General features: G+C 47.6%; 16 protein-coding genes. 14 read left to right on the top strand and 2 right to left on the bottom strand.

The window, feature by feature from the left end; translation table 11 throughout:
- The 9 genes from JUF11_RS13370 (at nt 1) to JUF11_RS13320 (ending at nt 8,174) form a co-directional block, all read left to right on the top strand.
- Nucleotides 1-1,068: a C40 family peptidase gene (locus JUF11_RS13370; protein ID WP_308439946.1), complete on the top strand. Its 1,068-nt coding sequence runs from the start codon at nt 1-3 to the stop codon at nt 1,066-1,068.
- Nucleotides 1,069-1,082: 14 nt separating this feature from the next.
- Entirely contained in the window at nt 1,083-1,703 is a 621-nt protein-coding gene (locus JUF11_RS11470) for a hypothetical protein (RefSeq protein WP_204119693.1), read from the top strand.
- A gap of 15 nt (nt 1,704-1,718) precedes the next feature.
- Entirely contained in the window at nt 1,719-2,534 is an 816-nt protein-coding gene (locus JUF11_RS11465) for an ABC transporter ATP-binding protein (RefSeq protein WP_204119692.1), read from the top strand.
- Between the two features lie 313 nt (nt 2,535-2,847).
- The gene (locus tag JUF11_RS11460) at nt 2,848-3,090 is read left to right on the top strand and encodes a hypothetical protein (RefSeq protein WP_203634073.1); all 243 of its coding nucleotides are present in this window, start codon (nt 2,848-2,850) and stop codon (nt 3,088-3,090) included.
- Nucleotides 3,091-3,098: 8 nt separating this feature from the next.
- Complete coding sequence (locus JUF11_RS11455) at nt 3,099-3,542, top strand: hypothetical protein (RefSeq protein ID WP_203634075.1); 444 nt, start codon at nt 3,099-3,101, stop codon at nt 3,540-3,542.
- The gene (gene mobP2, locus JUF11_RS11450; protein WP_204119691.1) at nt 3,535-4,791 is read left to right on the top strand and encodes a MobP2 family relaxase; all 1,257 of its coding nucleotides are present in this window, start codon (nt 3,535-3,537) and stop codon (nt 4,789-4,791) included. Before JUF11_RS11455 ends, mobP2 begins: the two co-directional genes overlap by 8 nt.
- A gap of 51 nt (nt 4,792-4,842) precedes the next feature.
- Nucleotides 4,843-6,525, top strand: coding sequence for a DUF3991 and TOPRIM domain-containing protein (locus JUF11_RS11445; RefSeq protein WP_204119690.1), 1,683 nt, complete (start codon nt 4,843-4,845; stop codon nt 6,523-6,525).
- A gap of 58 nt (nt 6,526-6,583) precedes the next feature.
- Nucleotides 6,584-7,405 carry a DNA/RNA non-specific endonuclease gene (locus JUF11_RS11440; RefSeq protein ID WP_204119707.1) on the top strand — a complete coding sequence of 274 codons (822 nt, stop codon included), beginning with the start codon at nt 6,584-6,586 and terminating at the stop codon, nt 7,403-7,405.
- Between the two features lie 634 nt (nt 7,406-8,039).
- Entirely contained in the window at nt 8,040-8,174 is a 135-nt protein-coding gene (locus JUF11_RS13320; RefSeq protein WP_268886768.1) for a hypothetical protein, read from the top strand.
- 397 nt (nt 8,175-8,571) lie between these two features.
- On the opposite strand, the gene JUF11_RS11435 is transcribed toward JUF11_RS13320, so the two are convergent.
- The gene (locus tag JUF11_RS11435; protein WP_204119689.1) at nt 8,572-9,969 is read right to left on the bottom strand and encodes an ISLre2 family transposase; all 1,398 of its coding nucleotides are present in this window, start codon (nt 9,967-9,969) and stop codon (nt 8,572-8,574) included.
- Between the two features lie 159 nt (nt 9,970-10,128).
- Nucleotides 10,129-12,660 carry a PRD domain-containing protein gene (locus JUF11_RS11430; RefSeq protein ID WP_204119688.1) on the bottom strand — a complete coding sequence of 844 codons (2,532 nt, stop codon included), beginning with the start codon at nt 12,658-12,660 and terminating at the stop codon, nt 10,129-10,131.
- A 283-nt stretch (nt 12,661-12,943) separates the two neighbouring features.
- Here JUF11_RS11430 and JUF11_RS11425 point away from each other — a divergent pair, with 283 nt between their 5' ends.
- The 5 genes from JUF11_RS11425 (at nt 12,944) to JUF11_RS11405 (ending at nt 16,117) form a co-directional block, all read left to right on the top strand.
- Complete coding sequence (locus JUF11_RS11425; RefSeq protein ID WP_003573527.1) at nt 12,944-13,381, top strand: fructose/mannose phosphotransferase system IIA component; 438 nt, start codon at nt 12,944-12,946, stop codon at nt 13,379-13,381.
- A gap of 12 nt (nt 13,382-13,393) precedes the next feature.
- Nucleotides 13,394-13,888 carry a PTS sugar transporter subunit IIB gene (locus tag JUF11_RS11420; protein WP_003563323.1) on the top strand — a complete coding sequence of 165 codons (495 nt, stop codon included), beginning with the start codon at nt 13,394-13,396 and terminating at the stop codon, nt 13,886-13,888.
- Nucleotides 13,889-14,039: 151 nt separating this feature from the next.
- Entirely contained in the window at nt 14,040-14,903 is an 864-nt protein-coding gene (locus JUF11_RS11415) for a PTS mannose/fructose/sorbose/N-acetylgalactosamine transporter subunit IIC (protein WP_204119687.1), read from the top strand.
- A 2-nt stretch (nt 14,904-14,905) separates the two neighbouring features.
- On the top strand, nt 14,906-15,751 hold the full coding sequence (locus tag JUF11_RS11410; protein WP_204119686.1) for a PTS system mannose/fructose/sorbose family transporter subunit IID: 846 nt from the start codon (nt 14,906-14,908) through the stop codon (nt 15,749-15,751).
- A gap of 33 nt (nt 15,752-15,784) precedes the next feature.
- Nucleotides 15,785-16,117, top strand: coding sequence for a PTS sugar transporter (locus JUF11_RS11405; protein ID WP_010009884.1), 333 nt, complete (start codon nt 15,785-15,787; stop codon nt 16,115-16,117).
- The last annotated feature ends 179 nt before the right edge of the window (nt 16,118-16,296 follow it).

Raw genomic sequence — 16,296 nt, 5'->3', positions numbered from 1 at the left:
ATGGAGCAAGCCACGGCTATGAGGCGAGTCTGGATCGGGTGGAGCAGGCGTAAATGGCTTGTTCCACTCGCTCTAGCCGCCTCCGTGCTGTTCCTAGGGCTTACGCTAATGCTTGGTGTTCTCACCTCTGTTGATGCGTACCTGGGGCAAGAAGAAAGCAATGTTTCTGCTGACGCTGGTTCCGGTGGGCTACTCACCAACATGGTCTTCAACGCAGCTGTTTTTCACGCTGCCTGGGTCAAAAACTACGGGCGTGGGGTTCTTGCTGATAAAGAGCAGTACACCATTGCGGCCGCACAAAAGGCTGGCGTTAATCCGGCAATCTTCGCCGCCATCATGGCAAACGAGTCTGGGTGGGGCACGAGTCATGCTGTGCGATATGACAACAATCCAAGCGGGCAAATGCGTGGCAGTCACGTCATGCACTTTAACAGTCTTGAAAAGGGGATTGACGTTACCGCCGAAACGCTGCACAACCTTGTTGTGGTACGCGGGCTAAGCACGCTACCTGCTTTGCAGACAGCATACGCTCCGATAGGTGCCGACAATGACCCAACGAACATGAACTCAGGGTGGATAGCAAACGTCGTATCTATCGCCAAGATGTTTATGACCAAAGAGGACGCAAAGTCACTGTTTGAAGGTAAAGGTAGCAACGCCAACGTCAGCATTATGGGCGATAAGATGAGCTACTTTGACAAGGTTTATAGTGCTGCTAAAGCTCAGCTTGGCAAACCCTATATCTTCGGTGCAAATGTTTCAGGAGCAAATCCACCTGGCTTTGATTGTAGCGGCCTAACCCAATGGGCGATGCGCAAGGCCGGGATCTCACTACCAAGAACGGCTCAGCAGCAGTATGATGCCACCAAGCGGATAAGCAAGAGCGAGGTTAAAGCAGGCGATTTAATCTTCTTCCAGGGCACGTATGCTGGCCCGCGTATTACGCACGTGGCGATTGTGCTTTCTAGTACACAGATGATCAATGCCGCAGGTAAAGATGTCAACATCGCCACCTACACGTCATCTTATTGGCAGTCACACTTCGCTGGTTTTGGCAGAATAAAGTAACGGAGGATGTAAATATGGTAAGTAAGAAAGTAGTGGCAGGCATTACAGCCTGGGCCGTTCTCGCTACGGGGGCGGCGGGTGTTGGCTGGTATCAAACCAGTCAGTCAAAACCGGTCCCACAAACTAGCGTAGTGGTTAAGAAAAAAACAAAAGGAACAGCAAACAGCAGCAACTCCGGTGCAGACACAGCTACTAACCTAGCCAATCAAGCCGACGCAAAAGAGTTCTCGGCGCTAAAAGAAAATGACGCCAAGCTCTCAAAACGTGCCAAAGAGTTTGTCACCTTAAACACTCAATACTATGACAATGCGCAGAAGAAACACGATGATATTGAGGCGATTGCGACAAAGAAGATTGCGGATGATCTCGTTGTCGTTCCAACAGGTGGCATGGCCGCAGACAACTACAAATGGAGCACAACCTGGTACACAAAGGATGTTCAAATACAGCCCGCTAATGGCGCAAATCGACAAGTAACCGTGCGGGTTGTCTTTGATATCAGTGGCGCTGGCAACACTAACCCACAGAAGCAAGACATCATCTACCGACTTAACTTCAAGGATAATCAGATCACCGAATGGAGTGAATACGTGTACGCACAAATGGAACCTGGCGTACCTCTGAACCAACAATAGAAGGGAGGCAATGTTTTGAGTGCCTTTAGTTCATCAATCACAATGCGATCCAAAAACCGGGCAGAAAAAAAGTTCATTTACCTCCTGGTTGGGATCATTACCGTTGTCGCCGCTGCATTCGCAGTGGCCTTTTTATTTCCAAAAAACAGCACAGTAGATGGCGTGAAAATAGATCAGTCTTTCATGCAAGGGGACAACCAATTTACTTTTGCGGGTGCATCAAAATATGCAAACAAGACCACCTATCAGTTGAATTTCTACGTTAAGGATAACCAGATCAACCCGTTGGAACCTATCAAGGCTAACGTGCGAACCAGAAGCTCAGGCAATGGTCAGGCATTACCTTCAAAGTTCGTACAGGTGAGTGAAGACTTCTACACTTTGATTGTTAAACATGTGCCCGAAAAGCAGGCTGCTTTGTTCGTCAACATTGGCACTAAGAAGCAACTCAATGGCGGCATCTCAATGTCATCATCACAGCCAATTAGTATCACTAAGGCAACAAGCTCTCCCGGAAACGTGACGCCAAGTGACCATCAACTTGAACGTGAATACTTCAAATACATGGTTCATTTCTATGGCAAACGTATCACGGCCTATCGTCAAAAAGTAAAGACGGCAGACAAGAATATTGTCACTTTGAAGGCCACTTTGAAGAAGCAGAAAGGGTCACTTAACGTACAAACTGGATCACAAAAGACGGCAACAAAACAGAAAATTGCGGACACAAAAAGCTCTTTGAAGACACAACAAACGGCACGCAAAAATGCCAAAGCATCAATCAAAACAGCCACTCTTGCGCAGCAGAAATACCAAAAACAACTACAATAGCCTGAAAATATGCCGTGGGTTTTTCGTGGCATATCGTGGGCGTTGCAGAAAACGAGTGGGCTAAATTGCTCATATCGTGGGTTTAGAGCCGTGCGGCCCGTGGGCGTAAAGCCCTTGAACGTGGGTTTTAGGGCCTAATTCTGCTATCGCTATAAATCAACCCGCACTGCGGGTTCTATCACAAAGTGATAGCAGATTTCTATTATGCTCTTTCAAATGGCTGTGGCTTTTCGCCCCAGCCAACCCTTTGAACCACCCCGCCGCAAGCGGCAGTAGAAAAAACGTGACAGGTTACTTGAGAGGAGGCCGGACTATGGCAACGACAATTATACGGAATATTAGCAGTGCGGATTTAGCGTTAATCGATTCTGCTGCTGTAAAAAAAGGCGTTTCGCGAGAACAATTTCTACGCCAGCTAATTCACTCATCGGCATCTAAATACTTTGTTGACGATGACAAAGAAAATATGATCGAGACCTTGCGCAAGGCCGAGAACATTATGTCAAAAGCGACAACGGCAATTAACAGTTTTGTCGCTGTTCTTGGATCGAAGTAGGTGAAGTTATGACAAAAGTACGCAAACACATCATGCTTGAAGATACAGCAGAAAACGGAATGTCCTGGGAGTGGCTTCGAAGATATATGGTTGAAAATGACGCTGCTACTTTTGGCGAAGGTCTGCAACATTTGTTCGTCGAATACCAATCACTACAAAAGCAGTTATCCGATCGCGAAAGCCTTGCAAAGGCCATCGCCAAAGAGATCAAACCGCAGCTCGATCCGATCCGCATTCGGACTGGTTACGTTGATAAAAACGTGCGTGTTCTTACTAACTTGCTCAACTCTTATCTGATTATTAGCGGCATGGAAGACTCAATCCCAGTGACCGATATTGTCGCAGAGTCTCTGCGCGAGACACAGAAGCAAGTCGCAGATCAAATCCATGCTTACCAAGTTGCACGAAAAGATAAGCTGACGAGATCGACACAGGGTGATGACGATGAGTAAGACACCCGGTATCGTCACGGTAATGAAGTTTGTGCCAGCGGAGAACAAGAAATTCAGCGGCTACGTAAACTATATGGATCGACCGGATGCAATGCGCAGTGATCACTTCAAGGACTGGAACGTTAATCGTTTCGACGGCTACAACAACTACATGAGCAACCCAGAAAAGAGCAAGGGCTTGTTCACGGCAGGGAAGGACGCTTTGTCGCAGGAAGAGCGGATTGAGCTGAAGCGGCAGTTTGCTCTTGCCCAAAAAAATGGCTCTTTAATGTGGCAAACCGTAGTGAGTTTCGACGACCGGTTTCTTGCGGATCACAGTCTTTATGATCTGAAAACAAAGCAGCTAGATCAGGACAAATTACAGGATTCAATTCGTCATGGTGTGAGCGGACTTTTAATCAATGAGGGACTATCGAATACAGCCATCTGGTCTGCCTCAATACACCTAAACACCGATAACATTCATGTGCATATTGCGTTCGTTGAACCAGAACCAACACGCCAAAAAATCCTGATTCACGATGGCGATGGTCAAGCAAAGCAAGCCGCGAATGGCATGTTTAAGCGTGCGTCGATTTCAACATTCAAATCCTCCATCGCAAACGAGCTAGCCAACCGCGATCAGTCACTGGCTCATCTTTCCAGTCTGATCAGAAATGAGTTACCGCAACATGACTATGACTGGGGTAAGCTCCCAGACTTTGACTTGCTGCGGCTGTACCAGCAGATATACAGGGCGCTACCTGATGACAAGCGGAAGTGGAAGTACAACATGAACGCACTCCAAGAAGTCCGACCGTTGCTCGACGTCTTTAGCTCCAAATTCATGCAGCGTTATCACGGCGATGAATTGCACGAATTCGACCAAGCACTAAAAGCTGAAACCGATTTTCGCGAAGAACTGTACGGTACTGGGCAGCAAGGTAAAGAAGCAGGCCGTGCTAAAGATTATGAGCACAACAAGTACAACGAGCTGTACGCCAGGATGGGAAACTCAATCTTAGGTGAGATGAGGAAAGTAGATGACGCAGTTTATAGGAAGGAACATCCGAACGGGTTCTCCTACCACAAGGCGCAAGGGAAACGGCCGACTCACGGCATCATGGGTGCGCTATCTTCAATTCGGCGCGCACTATCTGGTGACGTAAAAGCGCGCGTGAGAGCACAGCGTGACTATGAACGCGTGCAAGATGAAAAAGAAGCTGACCACGAGCGTCAGCAAGCCCCTGGTTATGATCAGTGGCGATAGCCGCAGCTAACACGCTGCGGCTTTTTTGTACGACTCAAAGGAGGGATTTACATGGCAACAGAGGATAACGTAGCCCCAGAAGTACCGCGTGTAGCTAAGGAAAAGACTCAAACGCTCACTACCGAGATGATCAGCCACGCTAAAGAGATTTCAATCTTTGACGTGGCAGCGAAGAATGGCATTAACCTAGTGCACGATGGCGGCGATTACTGGTCATGGGATCAACACGACTCACTAAAGGTGAACGCCCGTAAAAACCAGTTCACGTGGAATAGCCGCCAAGTCGGCGGGTCAACTATCGACTTCATGATGAAGGTCGTGGGCGTGGATGACTTCCGCAAGGCGGTAATTGCGTTAAATGATAGTAGCCTATCAACAGCCAAGGTGGCAATGGAAGAACGACAGCCATTTGAGTATGACATTCAGAACTCTAAAGACTTCAGTCGTGCACGCGATTATCTGACATTGGCGCGGGGCTTGAACCCGGCAATCATTGATCAGTTGCATCAACGCGGGTTCATTCAACAGGATAACAAGGGCAATACCATTTTTGTTTGGGCAAGTGATGGTGAGCGCGTTGGCGCGTCTATCCAAGGTACAACCATCGACAAGCAGCACAACGGGCCGCGCGGTACGTTCAAACAGATTGCCAAAAATTCAGAACAGGACTATGGGTTTAATTTTTCGATCGGCCATCCAAAGCAGCTATACGTCTTTGAGTCGCCAATCGATGCGTTGTCTTATCTGAGCTTGCATCCACAAACTAGAGACACCATGTTCTTTGCGATGGATGGTCTCAAGCCTCAGTCAGTGATTAAGGCTATGGTCTACTATCACACCCGCACCGGCAACGCACCTGAACGCGTTGGGTTTGGTGTTGACAATGACCCGGCGGGGCACCGTTTCTTTGACGAGATGGTCAATAAGCACAGCTTTGAGAACGCGGAAACAGGTGAAACAATACCATACGGTCACTTCATGGTTGACGACCTCGCTGTCCCTACTGAACGCTTGAGAACCTTGCAACAACAAGCGGCCGCGGCTAATGTGCCATGGGAACCGTTGGCAGCGTTAGATAAGGTAGAAACTAACTTTCATGACGATAAGAAAGTCAATAACTGGTTTGGGCTGAAGGGTGGCTTCACTCACAGCGACGGCAGCGCGCCAGGCAGTCAATATGAAATACGCGCCGGTCAACTTGCCGGACTGATGGGGGAACTAACTGACCAAAACGGCCTTAACTATCAAGCACTGATTACGCGCCTTGATCCGTCACTTGATCCAACAATGCAGCAAGCGCTCATTGGTAAGCTACAAGCTTACACCGCTCAGTACGAAAATGGCGGGGTTAAGCCCGTACAGTATCAGATCAAGGACTGGAACGACAGACTGAAGCAGGTGCAAAACGAAAGTGGGTTCCCAGCCCGTTTGATTGATCGTATCTACGCTAATAAGGCGCAGGAAGAAGGACTGAAAGTAATCCAAGAGCGTGACCAGGATGGGCGTGACCGCCTAAAAGCAGTGCAGGCAAACCAGCTTAATAAAGGACTCTTTGAAGCGGATTCGCCGCAAGAAATGGCTTATCTGATTAAGACCTATGGGTATAGCGCGGTTGATAAAGAAGATGAGCAGAAATACCAACACGTCGAAGGTGTAGAGCACACCGTATCACAGAAGCAGAAATCGAGTCCGGCGCGTCAGGCTTTGCAGGCGGCGGCACTGGCTAGGAGCTGAGGGGGGCGTCCATGTGAATATCAAACATCTCGGACACGTAGTCGTCCTCGTAGCGGCAATGGTCACACTAACCGGTTGTATGGCAGTAGAACAGCTAGCTAGCTTTCTTCCGGACGCAACTACTGAGAACTCCAAAGCGGACACCGCACTGATCAATACCCCATTCAGCATTGGAAAATATCCGCAGAACTACATGACAGTAGATAACAATAAACCCGTATTTGAGGGAGGCTTCGCCCGCACGGTGAGTCGTAATCTAAAAGATCCGAGCTTTGTTTCCGCATCGACAGATTACAGCGCCCTAGATAGTGCGGGGCGCACTCAAGGTGTGTCGGCGGTTGTCACTTATCCGTCGATGATGTTTCATAGCAGCAGTGTAGTAAAACGGCCCGCATTTCCATCAGAAACGAGAGTCTCGGGCGAGTATCTCCATGCTAAATTTGCGCTCAACCCTGACACGGGAGAAAAGGCCTGGCGGGGCGGTCGTAACAATAATTGCATTGTGCAGCTTGCAGGCTACCGAGGCTATCTCTACAACAAGTCGCACCTAGTCGCCTGGTCACTAAACGGCGATATGCAGACTCACAACGTTATTCTTGGTACACGTGCACAAAATGTCGGCACCAACGATATGAACAATCCCGGTGGCATGGCGTATCCCGAAACGCTAACGCGCAACTATCTCCAAGCCCATCAAGATGAAGCCGTTGCCTACCAGGCAATCCCTATATATAGTGGGCCTGAGCTTGTGCCCCGTGGCGTGCATGTCATTGTTCAATCTCTCAAGAACCCGAACGCTTTACACTTAAACGTTTGGGTCTTCAATCGGCAAGAAGGCGTGAAGCTCAATTTCAAAACGGGTCAATTCAGTTTGAAGTAAGAGTGCTCGCATTTTCCCTACTGAATGTTTATACGTGGTCTTTGCATTAGTCCCGTCGCCTCTTGAGGTGGCGGGACTATTTTTTTGCCTTTTTTTAGGCCCTCAAGCAGGTGCCTATTCACTCTCTTGTGGGAACGTGCCTCAGAATCACGTCTGACAACACGCCGGAATAGCTAGCCAATGGAAAAGTTGCCCCGCCGGTAGCGAATACCTATTGTGCTTCTACGGTTCTCATTGCACTTCAGTGCCAGGCCGCCGCGATCCACGGGGTGACCTAGCTTCGAAATAGCGAGTGCGGCTGATTTTTGCCGTGCCGCGCACTGACTGTCAGGTCTTGCGGGGATTGCTTCGAGATCAAACACAGCCCTGCAAGTGTGGGCGGGCGTGGCGCCCGCACTTGCACAGCCGGAACGGCTGATGGCTTCACCCCGTGGCTCGCGGCGGCTATTTTAGCGGCCTAAATTCAAAACGAAAAGCCGTCGAATGCCCGTGGCTCTAGGCATTTTACGGCTTTTTTAGTATAATGAAGTCAGCAGAAAAGTGAATGAGCGGTGGTATCTTCGAATTCGAGAGAAGGTGAGGCTTATGGGCGTAAGGTTCATAACCTTGAATTCCAACGAAAGGGGGTACAGGTTTGCTTGTGATTGGCGCTCTAGCGGCAATCACGGCCTTCATCAGTGCAGTAGCTCTGCTTGTCCTCGCGGTCACGCGATTGGTCAACGCAGTGCGAAAACTGATGAAGGCGTTCGGCTTCGGCCGGGAAAAATGAGCAAACTAAAAGCCGCTTCGACTTTGGCGGGCGTCGCGGCTTTTAGTTTGTGACAACATGCCACCGTTCTTAAAACGGTTCTGCTGTGGAAGGGCGCTCCTTATGGGGTGCCTTTTCGCTTGTCTTTATTATAACACGACTCCTAATTCAAGTGAACCTCACGCGGCAGTGTGTATGTGTCAAGTCTTTCTCGGTTCCACTAATTGAACTATTCTTTTTTGCTCGACTGCCGGCCAGGACGACCTCCACAGGAATTGGCGTGGAACGGGGTGGGCACGACTTTGAGCCTCGCTTTGCGAGTCTCAAAGCTCGGCCTCTGTGTAGGCGATAAATCGCCAACACAGACGTCACCCCTGACGCCATTCCTGCTCCGGTCATCCTGGCCTACTGAGTGGGTTCAGTTGAAGATGTGTGCTAGGTGACCAGTGCCCGAACTAGTACTTGCGTACAGCGCTATACGTCCCTGATAAGCACCCCGGTGCGTTGTAAGCGCTGGCCCAAACAGCTGAAGGCTCCGAAGCGTGGTCTTCACTTCCGGCTTGATTTGCGTTTCCAGAAATGCCGTAGCTTCCAGACTGCTGAGGTAATCATCGTTCTGCAGCGCGTCAATGATCCTCAACTCTGCGATCAGACCACTTCTTGTCCATGAACGGCCCTGCAGCTTGGTCCGATACGTATACCGTCTATGGTTAGACTCACAGCTTCCAAGTCCACGCCGATCCAATTGTCGATTCGAAAGTGCCTCGATGTAAGGCCAATTTCGGTCAAGATAGCGCCGAAGCTTGGTGAGATTATCGAGCCATTCACTGCGCATTGAGTCCCCTGAATCGGTGTCTTGAACCATGCTTTCCGCGGTATCCAAGACCATCTCTGTTCTGGCCTTGTTGCCAGTCCAAACTGACTTGCGGAGTATGTCTTGCAGATCACGTGGCATCATGCTGAACCGCTCCTTGAGCTTGCGATTCAGGTGGTAGCCGTCTAGCACGTGCGCCCACCTAGCGGCGCCCGGGACCAACTCCTTGAACGCCTTAGGACTATAACCAGACCCATTATCACTGCCGGTCAGGGCGCACGTCTCGCGCAAATCGTAGTGCTGGTCGATGTATGACCTGGCTTCATCAAAGACCTTCTCGTGCGACAGCCCGGTGATGCTATGCCGGTTGATCAACTGGTGCCGCTTGCCTGACTGCGTCACGCCTTCACTGATTTGGACGCGATGAACCATTACCTGAGTGCCATGCTTCAGCTTCACCTCAAAGGCATCGCCTTCGATGAACAGTTGCGGTACTGCTCGCCGGTCTACCTCCACCGTGACGTACTTGGCCTCGGCTTCACGTACCGTGTCTAGCTCTTGTCCAGCCTCGCGCACTAAGTTGTCCACGGTCATCGCTGACATTGAGAATGGCGTTAGAAGATCAACGGCCTTCGCGGTTGTCCGCATCACAGTCAACGAGGCTAGTTCGGCGACCTTAGCCATGATCATTGGTGTGAAGCGTCGACCCGTAGCTAAGCCAACCTTTTCGTCAAACGGGTAAAAGAGCCGGCCACTGTCATCTTTCACCAAGCGCCGCTTAAACAGGACATCACCGAACATGGCAGTGATGTGCCGCTGATACTTGTGAATGATTCTGTAATCCTTATGACCAAGGCACAAATCATCATCAAGTTGCTCACAAGCCTGAGCTACGCCGGCACAGACCAACTGGCTGAGCTCGGTCATCATTTGACTTTCAGCACTGATAATGGAGTCATTGGACTTTAAAGCTTCAAGGACAATTGCTACAATTGAGGACATGGAAGATCGCTTCTCTCTGATTTTGTGTGGTAGCTCAATTAGAGGACAAGCGGTCTTCTTTTGTCAATTTATCCTTCTGACTCGGACCTAACCGAGAGAAACTTTACACCTAATGCTACTTGCGCTGCGCAACTACCTACATCTATTAAGTAGGGGTTGTTATCCAAAAATAAAGTCCTTGAGCAGTTGATAAAGCAAAGCAATTTCGTAGTCCTGCACCTTGATATTGAATTTTTGCTCAACTGGCTGAAAAATGCCGCTGGAAAGGGAGAAGAATTCTTGCTCAGGTGGGGTTAAGGTTGCACGATCAATTGAAGTAGTGCTGCGTCTGCTGGTCATCATGCGTTCAATCATTAAGGACAAGTGCATGTAGAGATTGAGCTTTAGTCTGGATCCGAATTTGACGTTGTAGAAGTCTTCGTAGTGGGAGACAATACGTTGACTTTCTTGAATGACAATATCGGGATTCAGGATCTGCAAGCGGCCGCGGATACCTTCAATCGACAAGAAGCGAACCAATCGATCAATGAGTTCATTAATGGACTGGGGGCTTTCACCACAATTGCGTAGGACAGTTTGCATTTTTTGTGAGGAGGCCTTATCGAAAACATTATAGACATTCACGATATCAATGCCGATATCGCCCCCGATATCGCCAGCAACATCGGTGGTGGTTAAGATTAACTGGGTATTCGAGAAAAATTTTCGATCATGATTGGTGAGCAGGGTATGGAGTTCTTTGTAGTCAACGGCAATGACTTCAAGTGCTGGCGAAAGGGTCGCATCAATTAGCTTTTTGACTTCTTCAGACAGACCGACGCCAGACATGCAAGAGACGATAATGTTCTTCTTGTTTGATAAGCCTTCGTAATATTGGGCTTCAGTTGTTGCACCATATTGCTCGCTGGCTTCAGCGATGGACTGGAAGGCATCATTACGCTGAACGCGCAGGCCAATATCGAGCGCCATAGCAGTGGTTACGTTGTTGACCACAATCAGCTCTTGATCAGATACCTTTTTAATTTCTCTGAACATCTGGCGCAAAGAACCCATATCGAATAAGACAATATTACCCTTAGCAGATGGACTTTGATCGGTTAGGTATTCCTGAACGTAACCGTTGATTTGATCAAGTGTCACATCAATGGGCATATCAAAAGCCTCAAAAAAGTAATTACCGCAAAGCGAATTCACCACTTGCTGGATGCTCGATGCGGTGTGTTCGCCGTGAGCAAGCAGGATGGCATTGTATTGCACTGATTCGATTTTACTTTCGCAATGAATCATTATCATGAAGAATGGCAAATAATAGTAAGGGCTTTGAACATACTGCGCTTTTAACTTAGTCAAAAAGTGCTTGAAAAGGTAGTAACTTCGAGGATAACGGTGCTTGATTGCTTTCTGAATTTTCAGTGCTGATTGTGTGTCTGGCAAGTTGTCGCGACAAACACTCGCGAATACGAAGGCAAGTGCCACATTTTGCCAGAAAATATTGTCGCTGGGAAACGTCACACCATATATATGGGTGATATACGTTTTAGCGTCCTTTTGAATGGCTTGCGCAAATACAGACAGAAGCTTTTCACCAGCAATGGTATCGACTTGATTGAGCACTTTCGCCAAAAGAAAATTCTGTTCAGTGATGGACTCGCCATTGTTTAGCGAGTCAGAAAGTTTCTTAAAAAGCGCGTCAGTTGTTGGGCCAAGCTGCAACGCGCTGGTGATCAAAGATGTGATTCTTGCTTGCAAGTTTTGTTGTTTAGGCGTTACTAGAATCGCATTCATATCAGTTTGACCAAGACGAAGTGGTATATGCTCAGGCGCATTGGCATAGGCGCCAGCGCAAAGCAACTGAACACGGTTATTCAATGCCGTGATGTTATTGACGTGATCAAAATTTGCCAGTTTGATCAACTCGTTTGGTGCGATCAAGATCTCTTTATTGATTTGATCAGCCTGTTGTTGAAGGTACATCGCCGCAAACGTAATGCGCTCGTTTAAAGGTCGATCGCTAAAAGCGCTTAGTTTAATCTGAACTGCTGCACTTTTGAACCAGACGCGCGCTGCTTTGAAAATTTCAGTTGTTCCTGAATAGATGTAACGAAAAGCAGTGGTTTGTTGCTGGTTGGTGTGCGTGAAAAGATAGTGTTGATCTGATGAACCTAGCATCTGCACATTTTTAATATACAAGTAGCCACTTTCGGCGGTGCCATCTGCCGTCGTTGCATTGTTCTCACTTTGCAACTTCTTTTTGAGTGTCCCTGGATGATCCTTATAGTTGGCACAATCAATGATTTTAAACACAGCTGTTTTCTTAAGCACTTCACGACGAATGGCTTCGTGATAAATTGCCTGAGCAAATGGCAATTTGCCACTACCGGCTGGACCAGTGATGAAGATCGGCAATCCATGTGTTGGATAGACGATTGCTTCGATTGCCAGCTGAATGTTAGTGCTTAAACTACCGTGGACACCGATTAAGTCGTCAAAAGCGGAATGGGCCCGCTTGACTTGCCAGTAAACTGGTCTACTGCCGGTCTTGAGCAGTTTGCCTTGCTTTTCGAGCTTAGATAAATAACTACTGGTCACGCCGCGTGTTAGCCCCACTGCATCGGCAGCCTGATTAGTTGTGATTCGTTCAGTTGGAAAGTGTTGCACAATTGTCGCATAAAGTTTTTCTACTGCGTTCAAAGAAACCACCCCTTAAGCACTATTTTTGTAAATTAAGCACAACGTCTTCGTGACTTTTATTAGTAATGCGCTTAGCATAATGATTGTAAGCGTTAACCTTGTTGACGTCCAGATATAGAGAGAAAACGACTTACATAACGATTGCAGAAGGGAGGGCGTTCCTCGCGGGGACAACCGCAATACTGTCCGAACAATAATGGATCACTTTCAGTTGTACTTCGGTTGATTGTCGCCTTTTGCGGTAAATACATATTTTCATAGTCTTGATAAAAGGATGATTTAGATGAAATATTTGCTTCTTGTCAGTCACGGTGATTTCTCCAGTGGCTTAAAGCAAACCTTGGGTATGTTTGCGGGCGATGATGCGATTGGTTCTGTCATTGCGGTTGGTTTAAAACCCGATGAAGCAGCTTCAACATTTGGAACACGGTTTGAGGCATTGCTAAAGACCCTGCCAGAGGATGCAAGCTTTGTTGTTCTGGCAGATATTGTCGGCGGTAGTCCACTCACAACGGTTTGCAACATTTTGAACGACCATGGCAAGCTGCAAGATACGCTTGTTCTTGGCGGGATGAACTTCCCAATGGCGTTAACCACATTGATGTCGAAAGACAGTTTAGATAACTCAGCGTTAAAAGAAAAAGCATTTTCAGAAGCAACCGCGGCCATCAAAGAATTTCAGACGACCTCATCAGAAGCTTCTGACGATGACGATATTTAAGGAGTGAGCAAAATGGCAATTTCGTTTGTACGTATTGATGATCGCATGATTCATGGCTTGATCACGGTTCGTTGGGGCAAGGAATACCCGATGGATGGGATTATTGCGGTAAACGACAAAGCGGCAAACAATCCGATTTTGAAGGAAGCCTATATGGCAGCGTCTGACAAGAAGACCTTCGTTTGGACGTTAGATCATTTTGACAAGGTTAAGGATAAGGTGTTGAACTCAGCAACCAAGTATTTTCTCATCACCAAGAGTCCTCAAGATATGAAAAAGATCTTGGTCGATATGAACTTCAAGCCGGGCGACATTAAAACAGTTGTTGTCGGTCCAGGTAATGATCGCGACAACGCGGTCAAACTCGGAGACAATCAGTCCTTTACCCAAGAGGAAGGCGATGCCTTTGAAGCGATTGAGAAGGCTGGTTATAAAGTTGAGTTTGCGCTGTTGCCAGATCAGCGGATTGGTAGTTGGGACAAATTCAAGTCACGCTTTGGGTATTAATGGTTGAACAATAACGCGCTCGCAGTCGCAGAAACCTGCACATAAGGACCTTGGCCGCAATGGTCAAAGTGCGACCATCACGTCCAAGGCCACTTATGCTCCGGTTTCTAAACGCTCCTGCTCACGCTCACAAAAAAGGAAGGTAAGAAAAATGACAATTAGTTGGTTTCAGGCAGCTATTTTAGGTGTTTTCGCTTGCTTATGTTCCAACTCATGTATGGCTGGTCAAGCGGTTGGTAATTATACCATTGGCCGTCCATTGGTTGGGGGTCTTGTCTGTGGCATTATTCTAGGTAATCTTCAGTTAGGGATTGCCTGCGGGGTTGCGATGCAGTTGGTTTATATCGCATTGGTTACCCCAGGTGGTACTGTTTCTGCCGATGTTCGTGCTATTTCTTATATTGGGATTCCTCTAGCAATGGTTGCAATTTCTTCGCAAGGATTGAATCCGCTGGGTGGCGGTGCTGCTAACTTGGCTAAGTCAGTTGGGACATTAGTCGGAACTGTCGGGACGGTTTTGTACTACGCTGTTGCAACAATGAACCTGGTTTGGCAGTCCTTTGGTTGGAAAGACGTTCATAATGGCAAGATTGATAAATTAACAGCTGTTAACTTTGGCTGGCCTTGGATCTCACATGCATTGTTCTCATTTTTACCAACAATGTTACTCACATACTACGGTGCTACGGCGGTTACAGCTTTGCGTAGTGCCTTACCAATGGACGGCATTGCCATGAAGACACTGTTCACGGTCGGCGGCATGCTGCCATGTGTCGGGATTGCGATTCTGCTTCGGCAAATTGTTGGTAAAGCAGCTGATTTCATTCCGTTCTTAGTTGGATTCACACTTGCTGCTTCACTACACTTGAACTTAGTCTCAGTCACAGTTGTATCGTTACTGTTTGCGGTTATTATTTATGAAATTGAGATGTCTGGTTCTAACAACACACCTTCAAAGGATAGTGCAGCACCAGCAGATGGACCAAGTGACGATGATGATGAGGAGGATATTTGATCATGGAAACGACAAATGACATGAAAAAGCTTGATCACAAAACACTGACAAAATCTTTTCATCGTTGGTTCTGGGGTGCGTTGACCTGCTTTTCACAAGAACATATGCAGACTTTTGGGTATATGGCATCAATGCTGCCAATTCTCAGAAAACTGTATCCAAAACATGATGACCAGGTCAAAGCTATTCAAGCCTATACTGCGTTCTTCAACACCAATCCAATGCTTGGGACGGTGATTGTCGGAGTTACGGCCAGCATGGAACAGGCGCGTGCGAACGGTAAAGAAATTGACGGCGAGACCATTAACGATATGCGTGCTGGCCTGATGGGCCCAATCGCTGGTATTGGTGATTCATTGATTGATGGGACATTGATTCCCATTCTCTTAGGGATTTCCCTTGGTATGTCAACTGGCGGTTCACCAGTCGGGGCGATTTTCTACATTGTTGCCTGGGTATTGATGGCATACTTTGGCCAACGTTTCCTTTATTTCCGTGGTTATCGCTTCGGTGATCAAGCGGTTAGCTTCTTGGTTGGTAAACAAGGCGCGGCTGTTCGTCACGCTATCGGGATTGTCGGCAGTATGGTTGTTGGTGGGGTTCTGGCATCATGGGTTAACGTCACAACCTCACTCAAGTTGCGCGGTGCTGATGGCAAAGTCTTCCTGAATCTGCAAGACAAGCTGAACAGCATCTATCCTGGTTTGCTGACAGTACTTGTAACATTATTCTGCTGGTGGTTGATGGCTAAGAAGCATGTTTCAGCTATCTGGACCATGCTGTTACTCGTTGTTGTTTCGCTCGTCGGTGTTCTAGTTGGTTTCTTCAACCCTGGCCTGTCTTACTAAACTACGAACGTGTATGGAAGAAGGAAAATCAAAATGACAATTGACGAAATGACTAAGGGATACGAAAAAGAAGTTGCGTATCAGAAGCATATGTTGAAAAACCTAGGCTACTGGTTTCAACTTTGCACCATTCTCAGTGGCGTTGGCATTGTTCTGATCTACTTCTTCCATGGCAAGACCTTGTGGTTAAACATCGTTGGCATTGTGCTCTTAGTCCTGGGTGCACTGGGCATGTTGATGTTCGGGTATTCAGGTTGGAAAGGGCAGCAGAATGTTCGCGCGGTTGTTGACGACTATGACAAGAAAATCAAATATTTTCAAAAGAAGGTTCGTCAGCAGACAGGAATTACGCCCAAAGTCAAATAGCTCCTGGTACAGTTAACTTTAATTGTAGGTGCTTCATTTATCAGTGATCAGTGCAACTATGGCAGGACTGAGAAGTCGGTGATATTCAGTTCTCACCGATTTTTTGTGTGACGGATTTACAATTCAAGTGCAACAAATTAGTCAAATAGAAAGACTCATAGCCTGAGTCCTTGTAAGAT

Origin of the sequence: Lacticaseibacillus suilingensis, from assembly GCF_016861845.1 — a bacterium.
GTDB lineage: Bacteria > Bacillota > Bacilli > Lactobacillales > Lactobacillaceae > Lacticaseibacillus > Lacticaseibacillus suilingensis.
Note: the sequence above shows the minus strand (reverse complement) of the source record. Positions and strands in the feature narration are given on the sequence as shown.